This is a genomic window from Paenibacillus sp. NPDC057967 (assembly GCF_042887015.1).
In the GTDB taxonomy this organism is placed as follows: Bacteria; Bacillota; Bacilli; order Paenibacillales; family Paenibacillaceae; genus Pristimantibacillus.
In genome coordinates, this window is record NZ_JBHVQB010000001.1 from 257,636 (window position 1) to 272,821 (window position 15,186).

Consider the following 15,186-nt stretch of genomic DNA (forward strand, 5'->3'; position numbering starts at 1 on the left):
AGAAGATGGTATTCAGCAGCCTCTTATTTCTATTTATCTTCTTGCCCGCTGTATTGCTCGTCTATCATCTCTCCCCTAAGCGGATCCGCAATGTCATTCTGCTCGTCGCAAGCCTGATCTTCTACGCTTGGGGCGAGCCGATCTACATTGCGCTCATGCTATTCTCGACATGTACGGATTATATCTTCGGCTTGTTGCTAGACGGAGAGAAGAAGAGCGAAGCGACAAGAAAGTGGATTCTGACGGCATCCATTATTGTGAACCTGGGCGTGCTCGGATTTTTCAAATATGCCGATTTCCTGATTGGGAACGTGAACGCGCTGCTCGGCACAAGCATCCCGCCGACCGATCTTCCGCTTCCGATCGGCATCTCGTTCTATACGTTCCAGTCTATGTCCTACATTATTGACGTTTATCGACGCACCTCGAAGGCACAGCGCAACTGGCTGGACTTTGCCACCTTCGTCGCCCTGTTCCCGCAGCTGGTAGCCGGACCGATCGTCCGCTACAACACCATTGTGGAGCAGCTGCGCGAGCGATTCGTGAACAACGAGATGTTCGCGGAGGGCGTGCGCCGGTTCACGATCGGCCTGGCGAAGAAGGTGCTGCTGGCGAACAACATCGGCATGCTGTGGAATGAGATTTCGGCCGGACATCTGAATACGATGCCCGTGCTCACGGCATGGCTTGGCATTATCGCCTTTGCATTCCAGATCTACTTCGACTTTAGCGGTTATTCCGATATGGCGATCGGCCTTGGACTGATGTTCGGCTTTCGGATCAACGAAAACTTCAACAAACCGTACACGGCGCAAAGCATTACGGATTTCTGGCGGAGATGGCATATCTCGCTCGGCACCTGGTTCCGGGAATATGTCTATATTCCGCTCGGCGGCAACAGGCGCGGCCTGTCGATCCAGCTTCGCAACATCCTGATCGTATGGGCGCTGACAGGCATCTGGCATGGCGCCAGCTGGAACTTCCTGTTCTGGGGATTGTATTTCGGCTTGGTGCTGATGATCGAGAAATGGTTTGCGCTGGAGCTGCTGTCGAAGCTGCCTCGTTGGATACGTCACAGTTACGCGCTGTTTTTGATTTTGATCGGCTGGGTATTTTTCGCCTTTGACAAGCTTCCGGACATGACCGCTTACTTCGGCGCGATGTTTGGTGCGAATGGCAGTCCGCTCTGGGACCAGCAAACGATCTATTTGTTCTACACAAACGCTATTCTGCTGCTATTGCTAATCGTGGCATCGATGCAGAGACCGCGAGGCATCCGGGCAGACGGTACGCTGCTTCATCCTGCAGTTGCACTGGTCTGGCATGGCATATTGTTCCTGATATCAGTCGCTTATTTGGTAGACGCAACCTTTAACCCGTTTCTGTATTTCCGGTTCTAACCGAGAGGGAGTTCGCTGTTTATGAAGAAAGTTATGGACCGGGTTTATACCTGGGGATTTGTATCGCTGCTGGGCATCATGTCCGCGTTATTTTTCCTTCTGCCGAAGTCGGTGTTCTCCGAGACGGAGAACCGGAATTTGCAGGAAGCGCCGAAGCTGAATTGGGAGCGGCTCTGGTCGAAGCAATTCGCGGATGACGCCGAGCTGTTCGTGACCGACCACTTCCCGTTCCGCTCCGACTGGGTAAAGACCAAGTCAACGATGGAGCAGTTGAGGCTTCAGAAAGAAAACAACGGTATTTACTTGGGAAAAGACGGTTATTTGTTCGAAAAATTTGGCGAGCCGGACTTCGAGATGCTTGGCGACTATGCCGACGCAATCAAGCAGTTCGCAACCAATCATCCCGATGCCGCCGTGAAGCTGTTGCTGTCGCCGAACTCAGTAGGCGTATACCCGGAACGCTTGCCATGGCAGGCTGCCGCATACCCGCAAGGCATTGTGCATGACTTTATTGCGGACAGGATTGGGAATGGGGTGACGTTCCTGAATGGATTTGACTTCTTTAAGGGGGAGAATCGTTCGGAGGATAGCCGCGAGCTCTTTTATAAAACGGATCATCACTGGACTTCGTACGGCGCCTATCTGGCTTACAAAGCGTATGCCTCAGACATGGGCTGGACGCCTATGACGGAAGACGAGTTCCATATTCGCACGGTGACGGATTCGTTCCTCGGCAGCTATCACACGCGCGGGCAATTCGGATCGGCCAAGCCGGACTCTATTGAGGTGTACGAACCGAAAAACAAGGTGCATTCGGAGATGTATATTGCCGATACGGACACGACGAAGGACAGCTTGTACGATGAGAGCTACCTGGCGAAGAAAGACAAATACGGCTACTTCCAAGGCGGCGTTCATGCCCTCGTAACCGTAACTTCTGACCTCGCACCTGAGCAGGTCGATCTGGATAAGCTGCTGATCGTGAAAGACTCTTATGCGCACAGCATGCTGCCGTTCCTGACGAACCATGTGAAGGAAATCCATATGATCGATATTCGGTTCTACAACGGCAATATTGGCGACTATATGGAGCAGAACGGAATCGACGATGCGCTGATGTTGTTTAATACCTCTACCTTTGTAGGAGAGAGAGGATTGCTGAAGCTGAAGTATTGATTGCTAAACTGCTAAATTGATAGATTGCTGATCGCTATGGCCGCTGCGCGCGGGATTGTTCTTCCAATCGCTGTTGTAGACGGATTCTTTTGATTTCCTTAACCCTCATAGGATAAGAATCCGTCTACAAAGGCGAACACTCCGTTTCTCCAGAACATTCCCGCGCTCCGCTTATCTGCGACAGTGCAGATTAGTAACAGATACGCTAGGTCAAGCTCTGATGCAACATTACAAAAACCAATTTATTCAAACAACTATTGCGTCAAAACAGTTCCAGAACCGGGCGAAGGGGAGTCATATGGCTCACTTCCGCCCGGTTTTTTTGGTCTAACAACGTCAACATCGTCTTGGAGTGGACTGCAACCTGGCTGCCCAATGTATGAATGGATGGCTAGTCGCCACAGCCGCTGCGCGCGGGATTGTTCTTCCGATCGCTGTTGTAGACGAATTCTTTTGATTTTCTTAACCCTCACAGGGTAAGAATCCGTCTACAAAGGCGAACACTCCGTTTCTCCAGAACCTTCCCGCGCTCCGCTTATCTGCGACAGCACAGTTCAGTAACTAGATACGCTACAACAGATACAATAGTTTAAGCTCTGATGCAATATTTCAAAAACCAATTCATTCAAACAGATATTGCGCGTCAAAACAGTTCCAACTGCTCCGGACCGGGTGGAGGCCAGTAAAAAGGCTCCTTTCCGTCCGGTCTACTTTGTCCCAGCATCGTCATCATGGTCTTAGCGTTGCCAGCAGCATGTCCGCCGGAGTTGTTGTTGAAGATGACCGCGATGTCACGGCTCTGCGCAAGCAAGCTCTCCAGCTTGTCCCGCCACTCCGACAGCTCCGTGTCAGAATAGTTGTACAGATAGCGCACTTCCCGCCAGTTGGGGCCGCCGCCATTGTTCCAGTTCGCCGCGTTGCGGCCATGGAATCGGACGATAGACGTGTCCTTATCCGTCGCCTCCAGTATGGTCGGGATGCTGCCAATGCCTGCCTGAGGCTCGTCGCAGATGCTGTGAATCCAGCCTTCCTCCCGCATGAATTCAAGCGTCCGCTCCTTCATCCCCGCCTCGAACCAGCTCTGATGCCGGAACTCCAGCGCACATGGAATACCCTCCATTCTGCGCTTCATCTCCCGTAATTGCTTCACGTTAGCGCTAATGCAATCGAACCAAGGCGGGTATTGGAACAGCGCCGCCGTCAGCCTGCCACTATCCAGCGCAGGCACAAGCATCCGGCGGAAGGCTTCAGCCATCTCGTCGGGATCATCCTTCGCAGCCGCCGGCCCGCGCTGATGGCCTGTCATGCCTTGATACGCCTTGACGACGAATCGCAAAGTGTCTGGCGTGCCCTCGACCCATGCAGTGAAGCGCTCCTGCGGCTGTATGGCATAGAAGGTGCTGTCTACCTCTACAACCGGAAAGTGGCTGCCGTATACATTCAGCTTCTCACCCGGCTTCGTGCCTTCCGGGTACAGGGAGTCATGATCTCCCCAGCCTGCAAGTCCAATCTGTATGCTCATCGCCGCCTCCTACAACCGCCGGTAATCGGAGAATGCGGCAGCTTGTCCTCTATAGGTACCGTCTCCGTCTATCAAGTTCCATACGGTAGCACTCACGATATAGAACCGCTTGCCGGTGCTGGATATCCGAACGCCCGTGTATTCGTCTACATAACCATCAGCCGTCACCCGGCTCATGAACCGCGCCCGCTCTTCCCGCTCCAACGGCTCAGCGGTCAGGCGGGACGGCGTGCTGGTGAACGTCTCCCAATCCATCTCCCATAGCTGCAAGGCCATGCAGTTGCCATAGTTCAGCACAGGGTCCGCCTCCGTACCATGGGACAGAATAACGATCGACGATTCCTCGATGGCTTTCGCCTCATCTTCTCCCGGACTAAGCTGAAGCAGCTCTTTCCCCGTCATGCGCCAATAACTGTCCAGAATTAACCGCGCATGCTCTTCCCGCGTGCCCAATCCTCTAATTTCATCCATTGCGCCTTCCTCCATTTCCCGATATCTTTCTTTCATCATGAAGGAAGGTCGGACGTATTTCAAGCCGTCTCGTCTTGCCTGCTCAGCGGAACCGTAATACGGACCGACGTGCCTCCGCCGTATACACTTCCAATCGTAACGCCGTATTGCTGTCCGTAATGCAGCTTGATCCGGTCGTCGACGTTGCGGATACCGTATCCAATCCGGGTATCGTCATCGGACCAAATGCTGCTTACCTTCTGCGGCTTCATTCCGATGCCGTCATCGACGACCAGGAATACCAGACGGCCCTGCTCCACATAGGCGCATACCTTGATATGGATACGAGGCTGGTACAGAGCGTGCTCCAGCACATTTTCGATAAAGGGCTGCAAGATCAGCTTCACGGTTCGATAGCCGTACACTTCGGCGCTAATGTCGAACAACACGTCCAGACGGCTGCCATATTTGATCTGCTGGATCGCAATATAAGCTTGTGCCTGCTCAATCTCCAACTGAGCCGGAATAATAAATTTGCCGTTATTCAGTGTCAGTCGATAGAACTTCGCAAGACCCATCACCATCTGGTCAAGCTTGCCGATCTCGCCTAACTTGCCTAGCCTGCTGATGGAGGACAGCGTGTTGTACAAGAAGTGCGGATTGATCTGAGCCTGAAGCGCCTTCAGCTCCGCACCTTTCTTTTCCATTTGCACCACATACACTTCCTTAATCAGCGTATTGATATAACCGCCCATCTCGTTGAATGCCTCGGCGATATAATAGAATTCGTCGTTGCCGCTATATTGGATCCGCTTATTGAAGCGGCCTTCCCGGAACGCGTTAAGCGATTGAATGATTTTGGATATGCGCACGGTGAGAAACTTCGACACTACCAGACTGATCACCGCTAACATGATGAAACTGCCAATGCAGATCAGAATCGTCATCAGCTTTACTTTGCCGATCTGCTTCTCCAATTGCTCGTCTGGGACGAGAGCGACCAGCGTCCATTCAATATCCGGGAGCTGCTGGCGGATGGACAGGTTGCCTCTCTCCCAATCCGAGTTCCACTTATTCAGCAGCGGATAGTCTTGCTTGGTAGGCGCCGAGGCATAGATCACTTCGTTCCACTCGTCGAGCACAATGACGGCGCTATTCTCGCCAAGCTTCTCGTAATGGACGCCGCTCAGCAGCTGATTGATTTTGGTCACTACCCGGATGAAGCCAATCTGATTGCGATTTTGATAGTCATATACGCGTCTCATCAACGATAGATTGCCTACGATGCGATCCTCTTCTACCTGCATCCAATATTGGGACTGATCAATCTCTCCATCATCTACGCTTGGCAGCGTCTTGTACCAATATTTGTCCTTAATCCGGTTCAAATGGAGCAGCTCGAACGTTTCCATACGTTGCAGCGGATCGGCGCCCGGCATATGCAGCGCATACATTTCCGGGAACTCCTCATTGCTGATATAGAACCGCAGCAGCGCTTGATGCGGCGTCAGATTGACCGCATTTTGCAGCTTTGGCTCGATGGATTTAATCGTCGTGTTGTAGATGGCCCAGCCATTGTTTCTTAATCTCAAATCCTCTTGCAGCGCGTAGTCCCAATAGATTTGATCCGATGTGCGGCTGAGCAGCTGGAACCGATACAGCACATTTTCCTTTGTCTGCTGCAGCGTGCCCTCGATGGAGGAAGCCGCCTGCTCCCTGATCGACTTCACTGAAGTCGTATAGGCATAATACCCGATGATCATGACGGGGATCAGCGCCATCATCAAGTAGGAGACCATTAGTTTATATCCGAACGGCAGCATCGGCTTCTTCTTCACGGCATATGCCTCCTCGCGCATAGATGTTAGAGATGCTTCCGGTATTCGCCTGGCGTCATGCCGGTATAGTCCTTGAATTGCTTGCCGAAGTGGGCCAACGTGCCCGAGCCTACCTGGTCGGCCACTTCATACACCTTCATCCCGGTATCAGCCAGCAGCCGCTTGGCAAGCTCCATACGTCCCCGCATCAAATAATCGCTGAACAGCTCTCCAGTCTCCTCCTTGAATAAGTGGCCCAAATAATTCGGAGAAAACGAAAAGGCCTGCGCGACCTCCTTTAGCGAGATGCTCTCTCCTAGCCGCTGGTCGATATAGCTCTGGATTTGACCGATCAGCTTGACGTTTTTTCGCTGCCTTTTATTGTGAAGCTGCTCCGACAGCTCGAAGATTTTGCGCCGCAGCCAGGAGTGGATATCATCGATTGTCTCGAAGTCGAACAGCTTGTCGAGCGCAAAGCCGTTTTGTCCGGTCATGGATAATAAGCTTTCATTCAAGCTGTTCAAATAAGCATCCAGACGGCTGATGACAAAAAAGGAATAGTTGCGGACTGCCGACGGGTTTTTAATATTTTTGACCTGCTGGAACAGCTCTTCCATACAATCGACGATCCGGACCAGCTCATATTGCGTCATCGCGGCGAACAAGTCGTCCACCGTCGCCTCAATATTGAGCGCGCTATCCTGCGCTTCTTCCTTGGTCGAAGAATACGCAATGACCTTCCCTTTCCCCTGGAACATCTTCATGGCAAGCGCCTTGCTTGCTTCTTCATAAGACAGATGAAGCCGCTCCAGCTCGTCTACTGCCTGGCCTAATCCAATCGTCAAGGTCGCATGGTGACTGGCGGACAGCTCCTCCATCATCCGTTCCAAGGTAGCGAAGGTATGCAACTCCTCCATTACGACAGCAAGCCGCCGCGAAGACAGGCGGCAGAACATCTCCATCCCGTTACTTGAGCATAGCGAGGTGAGCGCGCCCAGCAGCTCCCCATGAGCCGCTTCCGAAGATTGGCTCTCCGTACGCCAATCCATATCCTCAATCTCAATAATCGCCGCTCTCAGAGGCCCAACCTGCACGCCGAGACGGAACTGGGCCATCAGCTCAATGACTGCGTCCCGGTCCGGCGTCCCTTCCAGGCATCGCTCCAGCAGCTCGTTCTTCAAATACACCATTGACTGCTGAATGGACTGCTCCCGCTGCTGCTGCCGATTCGCCCCGTCCAGATCGGAGCGGACCGATTGGAGCGCACCCATCAGCTCGTCGTCATTAATCGGCTTGAGGACATAACCGCTCGCCTTCATCGATAACGCTTGCTTGGCGTACTGAAAGTCTTCGTATCCGCTGATGAACAGAATCCTCAGATTGGGATGCAGCCGCTGAGCCTTGCTCGCCAGCTCCAGGCCCGACATGATCGGCATACGAATATCCGACACCAGAATATCGGCTTCGTTCTCCTCCAAGTAATGCAAAGCGGAGAAGCCGTCCGGACAGGCCGCTTTCACTTCCATATGGAGCTCCTTCCACGGCACCAGCTTCTGAATGCCGGTCAGCTCCAGCTCCTCATCATCTACCAGCACAACTCTGTACATGCACGCCCCCACTTTCAGTCTGAAATGGGACAGAAGCCCAAGAAGAGGATATACGTCGCCGTATATCCTCTTGCTATGGGCCGAACTGTCTTTATTTGCCGCTCATCTTGGCAAGGTTCTCTTGCCATACGTTCGTTCTGAAGTCGAGCACCTTGTCGTAGCCAAGGCTGTTCGTTTCCTTCTTCGCGGATTCAATCAGGCTCAGCACCTCGCTGTCGTTTTTCGCGAACAGCATCTTGCCGAAGTATTCCTTCGCAATATCGTTGACCTGCTGCAGGATAACGCCTTCATCCGTATCCGGAGCCGGATCAATATTGTTGAATTGCGTATTGTTATGCGATGTCTTCCAAGCGACGTTGAGCTGGGCAACCGCACCCCAGTTGCGCTGCTCTTCCGGCAGGTTCGCTTCGATCTTGGACTTGGTCGTATCCACATATGTCGCATTGCCAGCCCATACGTAAGCTTCCAGCTTCTCCTTGTCCTTCTCTTCCTGCGGCGTGGAGAACCACTTATCATTCGGAACCGGAGCGCCTTCTCCATCCACTTCATCCCAGTACGATCCCGGAGGTCCAAAGAACATGATTCGCTGTCCTTCTTCGCCCGTCATCCAATCCAGATAAGCGAAGATCGCCTCCGGATTTTCTGCGTTTGTCGTGATAACGTTGACGTTCCAGCCGAGCGCGTTATAGCCGTTCGGATAGATTTTGTTTTTGTCTACGCCCGGCTTCGCAAGCGGCCAGATAAACTCGTAGCCTGCTGTCGGATCGGAGCTTCTAAGCGCATTATGGCCTTCACGCCCGAGATTCGTTGCGTTGCCGCCGACAAATACGGCCACTCTGCCTGTTGCCAGCTTTTCCTTGACTTGATCTTCCTTCTGCGTAAGCGCATCTTGCGTAATTAATCCCTCGCGGAACAGCTGGCTTGCGAAGGTCATTGTTTCCTTGTAAGCATCATTGTCGTAGATTGTGACCAGCTTATCGCCTTGTGTAAAAGCTTTCATATAACTGAATTGGCTTGGGTGGTCATTCGCGAACCCGGCGAACATGACCTCAACGCCTTGGCCTTCTCGTCCGACTTCCAGCGGAATCAAATCAGGATGCGTCTCCTGGACTTTTTTCAGATAGGCATGGAGATCGTCGAACGTCTCCAGCTTCGGTCTGCCAAGCTCCTCGTAAATCTTCTTATTGACGAACCAGCCGTCATTGCCTGTCGGCGCAGCTGTAAACCAATTCGGGAACTGATAGATTTTGCCGTCTGGCGATCTCAGCATGTTCAATGTCTCTTCGCCAGCCCATTTCTTCAAATTCGGGTACTTGTCGATAAAGTCATCAAGCGGCACAAGCGCGCCTGCCTGGCGAAGCCGCTCCACATCGGGACCGCGGTCCATCATCATAGCGTCAGGCAATTCTTTGGATGCGATCATGGTGCTAAGCTTCTGGGCAGCAGCTCCGCCCGACTGAATTGGCTCGACCGTCACATGCAGATTATCCTGCACCCACTTGCTGTTCGGGCTGGCGCCCCAAGGCTCAGTTGTCCACCAATCGTAATTGACATAATACGTAAAGTTGAATGGTGTGTCGCCGAATTGGAATCCGTCGCTCTTCTGATCTGTTTGATTCCCTTTATCCCCGCCCGTGTTGGTTCCGGGTGTCGCAGCCGGCGCATTCTTACCCGCGCAGCCGCTCAGGGCTAACGCTCCTGCCAGCGCCAGCGTGAATACGCCGGACAGCAGTTTCTTTGACTTCTTCATCCAGATAAGCCTCCCCTAATGATTTTCAATCTATATTCATCTCCGCCTCGCGGCTGAGTCGAATAACGCTCTCAGGCTATTCTTTCAACGAACCGATCAGCACACCTTTGACGAAGAAGCGCTGGACGAAAGGATACACCAGGATGATCGGCAGCGTCGCTACCATCATCGTCGCCATCGTAAGCGACTTGGTCGTTACGCTCTGCATACGGCTCATGGCATCCGCCGCTGCAGCATTGCCTTTGGTTGCCATCGACAACTGCTCCGTCATAATGTTGGAGTTCAATATCTGCTGAAGCATCGTCTGGATCGGGAACAGCTCCGTCTTGTTAATAAAGATCGTAGCCGTAAACCAATCGTTCCAATGATAGACCGCCGTGAACAAGGATAGCGTTGCGATAACAGGCCCCGAGAGTGGCAATACGATTCGGAAGTAAACCCCGAAGGTGCTGCAGCCGTCTATGCGAGCCGACTCTTCGAGTCCGTTCGGCAATCCCATAAAGAACGTTCTGAAGATGATCATGTTATACACGCTGATGACCGTCGGAATGACCATGACCCAGAAGGTATTCATCAGCCCCAGCTCGCGATTGACGAGGTAGAAGGGGATGAGTCCTCCGCTGAAGTACATCGTAATGACGGCGAACACCATATAGAACTTTTTGAACACGATGCCCTTGATCGACATGCCGTACGCGAACACCGATGTGAACAGGATGGACAGGAAGGTGCCTGCCAGCGTCCTTAGGACCGATACGTAGAAGGCTTGCACGATCCGCGTGTCCTGGAAGACGATCAAGTAGTTATCGAACGTAAATTGTCTCGGCCAGAACGTAATGCCGCCCTTGGCTGTATCCAGCCCCAGATTGAAGGAGATAACTGCCGAGTTCCAGAACGGATACAGCGTCAGAAAACCCAGAATGACCAGAAAGATATAGATCCCGACATGCAGCGTTTTGTCCCCTGCGCTAAGCTTCATGCTGTCTTCACCGCTTTCCCTCTAAGTGTCGCCCGCATTACCATAAGCTTGTGCCCGCCCTTCTGGCCAGGAAGTTGGCTAAGGTCAGAAGCCCTACGCTAATGACGGCCTTGAACAATCCGACCGCTGCCGCATAAGAGAAGCGGTTATTGATGATGCCGACCCGGTACGCGTAGGTGTCGATAACATCCGCGACATCCCTAAGCATCGCACTGTTGCCGAGCAGGAGCAGGTCATCGAATCCTGCATTCAGCAGGCTGCCGATATTCAAGATCAAGAAGATGATAATAACCGGCATGATCGATGGAAGAGTGATCAGAAAGATTTGCTTCAGCTTGCTTGCGCCGTCGATTGAAGCGGCCTCGTACATGCTTTGATCAACGCCGGCGATCGCCGCCAGATAGACGATGGTCGCAAAGCCAACTTCCTTCCACACATTCGTCGTAACGATGATCGCCCAGAAGTATTCCGGCAAGGAGAGAAAATTGATCGGCTTGTCTATCAATCCAAGCTTGCCAAGCAGCATATTCAGGCTGCCGTTATCAACCGACAGCAACGAAATAACGAAACCGGAGACAATGACCCATGACAGAAAGTGGGGCAAATAACTGATCGTCTGGATCACCCGCTTGAACACCATATTCCTGACCTCATTGAGCATAAGGGCGAGGAGGATAGGAGCAGGAAATCCGATACATAGCTTGAGCAAGCTGATCACAATCGTATTGCGCATAACCCGGAAGAAATCCGGTGAGTTGAAGAAGGCTTCAAAATGCTTCATCCCCGCCCACTTGCTGCCGAAAAACCCTCCGAACAGGTTGTAATCCTGGAAAGCCATAAGCACGCCGTACATCGGAAAATAGTTGAAAATCAATATAAGGATTAACGCCGGAAAAATCATGACATGCACTTGCCACTGCATAATGAAGCGCTTCCATAAAGGCTTCTCCTTGTGGGAGACGGCAGCGCTTGTCGCCGCCGAAGCTATCGTCTCTCTTTGCATCTTGCACTTCCTCCCGCCAGCTAAGTTACCTTTATTGTAAAAGGATGAAATAGGCGAAACTACTCCCGGTTTCAACGAAAAGTATCGTAAATCAACGCTCTTGTTCACCCTGATTTTTTAGATAAAAAATGGCATTAAATTGTCGGTTAACAATTTAATGCCATAGATTTATGAGTTCGATATACAAGCACTTTTTATTGCTTGCAAAGCAGCCGTTAGCCCTTCACCGCGCCTGCCGTAATGCCGCGCGACATTTGTTCTGTGAACATTAGGTAGATAATGACAGTAGGCAAAGCAATCATCGTCATAACGGCGAACTGCGCGCCGTAGTTGGATGAATATTGCCCGGCAAACTTCATGATGGAGAACGGCAGCGTCTTGAACTTCTCTGAAGTCAGGAACGTGTTCGCCATAATGAATTCATTCCACCAGCTGATGAAGTTCATAATGCAGGCAGTTGCCAGCGCAGGCTTCGTCATCGGCATAATAATGCGGAAGATGACGCCGTAGACGGAACAGCCGTCCATCACCGCCGATTCCTCGATGCTCTTCGGAATCGTCTCCAGGAAGCCCGAAATAATCAGCATGCTGATCGGCAAGGAGAATGCGATATATGGCAGGATGAGCGACAGCGGATTGTCGAGCAGATCGATCCAGTTGAACAGGATAAAGTTAGGCAGCAGCGTCGCATGAATCGGTACGATCATGCCCAGCATGATGAACGCCATCGTGACTCCCCGCAGCTTCCACTCCATGCGCGTGAACGCATAGCTGAGCATCAGGGACAATACGGCCGCTACAAGGATAGCCGCTGTCGTAATAAACGCGCTGTTCCACAGAAACTTCGGTACGCTTCCGTATGTGAACGCATTGATATAATTGGACCATTCCAGCTTCTCCGGCCACTTCAGAATGCTGCTGCCGAAGAAGTCTCCGCTTTTGAGGAACGAATAGTTAATAAGCCAGATGAGCGGGAATAGCTGGAGCAGCGCAACGACCCACAACAGCGTATGCAGTGTTATTTTTCTTACCATGGTTACGTTCTCCTCCCTTAAAATTCGCCTACGTCTTTTTTGAATGCGCGGTTCATAACGACAGTAATGATCAGACAGACGATGACGAAGATAACCGAGATCGCATTGCCATAGCCGTACAGGGAAGATGTAAACGCCGTTTTATAGAGATAGTTGCCGACGAATTGCGTCGTATTGATCGGTCCGCCGTTCGTCATAAGGAAGATGGTCTCCATCTGTTTGAGACAGGCCGTCACCGCAATAACGACTGCTACGCGAACCATTGGTCTCAGAAGCGGAATGACTACCTTCGTATACAGCTTGAACCGGCCAGCGCCGTCCAGCTCCGCGGCTTCATAGAGATCCTTCGGAATACCTTGAAGACCGGCATAGTAGAGCAGAAGCGCATAACCGAAGCCTTGCCACATAATGACGAAGATCACGCACCAAATCGCAATGTTGGGATCGCCAAGCCAGTCCTGCTTCCAGCTTTCAAGTCCAACGGCAGTCAATAATTTATTCAGCACGCCATAGTTGGGGTGAAACACACTGACCCACATCTTGGACGTAACGACGATGGAGATAACCGCTGGAATAAAGAAGATCGTGCGGAACAGCTTCTCGTACCTGCCCGCATTCGTGACGAATATCGAGAATAACAGGGCAATCGGATGTTGCAACAGCAGCGTCGCAGCGAGCAGCAGCAGCGCATTCATGAGCGACCGCCAGAATACGGGGTCATCGAACAGAATCTTCATATAATTATCAAGGCCTACGAATTGGTAAGAGCCAATCCCCCGCCAATCCGTCATGCCGTAATAGGCGCTCATTATAATAGGAAAGCACACCATGAATAAAAACAGGAATAATCCCGGCGCAACCAGCGCGAAGATCGTTCTTCGATTACTTAGCAGCTTATGCATGTTCTCTCCGCCTCCCGGCTTCGCTTTTTCTTTACTTGACCCTTGTGTTTGAAAAACGGGAGCAGCGAAAGAATTCCACTGCTCCCGGTTGCTTCATTGAACGTTATGGCAATAGCGCAACCGCTGCATCAAGCTCTTTCAAGAAGTCTTCTGGAGAAATCGACTTGCCGAACAGCTTCTGGTGAGCTTCCATCACCTTTGTTTTGTACTCGTCTGTGCCAAGATCATGGAATGGCGTATTGGATGCGGAAGTCGTGGAGCTGAATACGTCTACCAGACCTTTTTGGAGCGCAGACTCTTCACCAGTCAGGAACTCATCGAATTTCTGAGCAGGCGTGCCGGAGCCAGTCTGCCACAGCTGCTTCGCCCAGTTCTCAGGCTTGAAGAAGTATTGCATGAACTTAACCGCTTCCTCCGGATGCTTCGTGCTCTTCGAGATCGAATAACCGCCGCCGAACCATGCTGCCAGATCGCTGGCTTTGCCTTTGTCGGATGTCGGGTAGGAGATCGCGCCTACATTGTCGCGGAATTCAGCAGGGAAGTTCTCGTCTGTCGCCAAACCTGCTTCCCAGTTGCCCATCACATACATAGCCGCTTGGCCTTGGCCGAACAGGTTGCGGGAAGTGCCGTAGTCAGCTGTCAGGAAGCCGTCTGCGAATGCTTTCGCATCAGCCAGATCAAGGATGGACTGCGTCGCAGCCAGGAAGTCTGCATCGCCAGAGAATGTGCCTTCGCCGTTCAGAACTGCGTCAATTTTGTTGAAGTCGCCGCTAGTACGCTGTTGAGCGTATTCGAACCAGATTGGAAGGGACCAGCCCTCCATCGCATTCGTCGTAATCGGGTTAATGCCTTTCGCGCGGAATTGCTTGGATACTTCTACGAGATCGGTTACCGTAGTCGGTACGGCAATGCCGTTGTCATCGAACATTTTTTTGTTGTAGTAAAGCACCAGGAAGTCGGTATTGCGCGGCAGGCCATACAGCTTGCCGTCTTGCGAGAAGCCGTCCGTCGAGCCGGCGATGAAGCCGCTGGATTCGAAGTCAGCCGGGTTCAGCTCAAGCAGCATTCCGCTGTCGATCAGCGGTTTGATGAAGGAAGGCTGTCCCCATGCCTGAATGATGTCAGGCAGCGACTCTGTGGACGCGTATACTTTCGCCTTTGCTTTGTAAGGCTCGTCTTGGAGCGCTTCTACTTCGATCTTCACATTCGGATTTTCTTGCATATAAGAATCAATGATCGCTTGCTCGATTTTGCCCATGCCGTTGGAACGGTCAGCAAGCGCCGAGAAGAACTTCAGCGTAATAGGCTCCGTAGTCCCGTTATCTGCGGACGGAGTCGTCTCAGGCGCATTCGAAGGCGAATTCGTCGGGTTGTTCCCGTTATTCGTATTTTTGTTGCCGCATGCCGCCATCGTGAAGACTAGAATGATAGCCGCACAAATCGTAAGCCATTTTTTCATGGATACCCCACCTTTTCTATTGTTGAACAAGCTGTTGTCCTGTTCTGCACTCATTATAGCCCGAATGAATTCGACAAAAATATGCTT

General features: G+C 51.9%; 12 protein-coding genes. 2 read left to right on the forward strand and 10 right to left on the reverse strand.

Annotation, left to right across the window (positions count from 1 at the left end; genetic code table 11):
- The first annotated feature begins 5 nt into the window (after positions 1-5).
- A complete protein-coding gene (locus ACFVSO_RS01245) occupies positions 6-1,400 on the forward strand; it encodes an MBOAT family O-acyltransferase (protein WP_387469257.1) in 1,395 nt (464 codons plus the stop codon).
- Between the two features lie 21 nt (positions 1,401-1,421).
- Positions 1,422-2,576 (forward strand): DHHW family protein, encoded by a 1,155-nt coding sequence (locus ACFVSO_RS01250; protein WP_387469260.1) that lies wholly within the window; start codon positions 1,422-1,424, stop codon positions 2,574-2,576.
- 643 nt (positions 2,577-3,219) lie between these two features.
- Here the strand turns inward: ACFVSO_RS01250 and ACFVSO_RS01255 are convergent.
- From ACFVSO_RS01255 to ACFVSO_RS01300, 10 genes are all read right to left on the reverse strand, one after another.
- Entirely contained in the window at positions 3,220-4,098 is an 879-nt protein-coding gene (locus ACFVSO_RS01255) for a DUF72 domain-containing protein (protein WP_387469263.1), read from the reverse strand.
- A gap of 9 nt (positions 4,099-4,107) precedes the next feature.
- Positions 4,108-4,569 carry an MEKHLA domain-containing protein gene (locus ACFVSO_RS01260; protein ID WP_387469266.1) on the reverse strand — a complete coding sequence of 154 codons (462 nt, stop codon included), beginning with the start codon at positions 4,567-4,569 and terminating at the stop codon, positions 4,108-4,110.
- A 59-nt stretch (positions 4,570-4,628) separates the two neighbouring features.
- The gene (locus ACFVSO_RS01265; RefSeq protein WP_387469268.1) at positions 4,629-6,386 is read right to left on the reverse strand and encodes a sensor histidine kinase; all 1,758 of its coding nucleotides are present in this window, start codon (positions 6,384-6,386) and stop codon (positions 4,629-4,631) included.
- Positions 6,387-6,412: 26 nt separating this feature from the next.
- Positions 6,413-7,972: a response regulator gene (locus tag ACFVSO_RS01270; RefSeq protein WP_387469270.1), complete on the reverse strand. Its 1,560-nt coding sequence runs from the start codon at positions 7,970-7,972 to the stop codon at positions 6,413-6,415.
- 91 nt (positions 7,973-8,063) lie between these two features.
- Positions 8,064-9,722 (reverse strand): extracellular solute-binding protein, encoded by a 1,659-nt coding sequence (locus tag ACFVSO_RS01275; RefSeq protein ID WP_387469273.1) that lies wholly within the window; start codon positions 9,720-9,722, stop codon positions 8,064-8,066.
- 76 nt (positions 9,723-9,798) lie between these two features.
- The gene (locus tag ACFVSO_RS01280; protein WP_387469275.1) at positions 9,799-10,701 is read right to left on the reverse strand and encodes a carbohydrate ABC transporter permease; all 903 of its coding nucleotides are present in this window, start codon (positions 10,699-10,701) and stop codon (positions 9,799-9,801) included.
- Positions 10,702-10,738: 37 nt separating this feature from the next.
- Complete coding sequence (locus tag ACFVSO_RS01285; RefSeq protein ID WP_387469277.1) at positions 10,739-11,704, reverse strand: ABC transporter permease; 966 nt, start codon at positions 11,702-11,704, stop codon at positions 10,739-10,741.
- A gap of 215 nt (positions 11,705-11,919) precedes the next feature.
- Positions 11,920-12,738: a carbohydrate ABC transporter permease gene (locus tag ACFVSO_RS01290; protein ID WP_387469279.1), complete on the reverse strand. Its 819-nt coding sequence runs from the start codon at positions 12,736-12,738 to the stop codon at positions 11,920-11,922.
- A gap of 17 nt (positions 12,739-12,755) precedes the next feature.
- Positions 12,756-13,640 (reverse strand): carbohydrate ABC transporter permease, encoded by an 885-nt coding sequence (locus tag ACFVSO_RS01295; protein ID WP_387469281.1) that lies wholly within the window; start codon positions 13,638-13,640, stop codon positions 12,756-12,758.
- A gap of 103 nt (positions 13,641-13,743) precedes the next feature.
- Positions 13,744-15,099: an extracellular solute-binding protein gene (locus ACFVSO_RS01300; RefSeq protein ID WP_387469283.1), complete on the reverse strand. Its 1,356-nt coding sequence runs from the start codon at positions 15,097-15,099 to the stop codon at positions 13,744-13,746.
- Between the last annotated feature and the right edge of the window lie 87 nt (positions 15,100-15,186).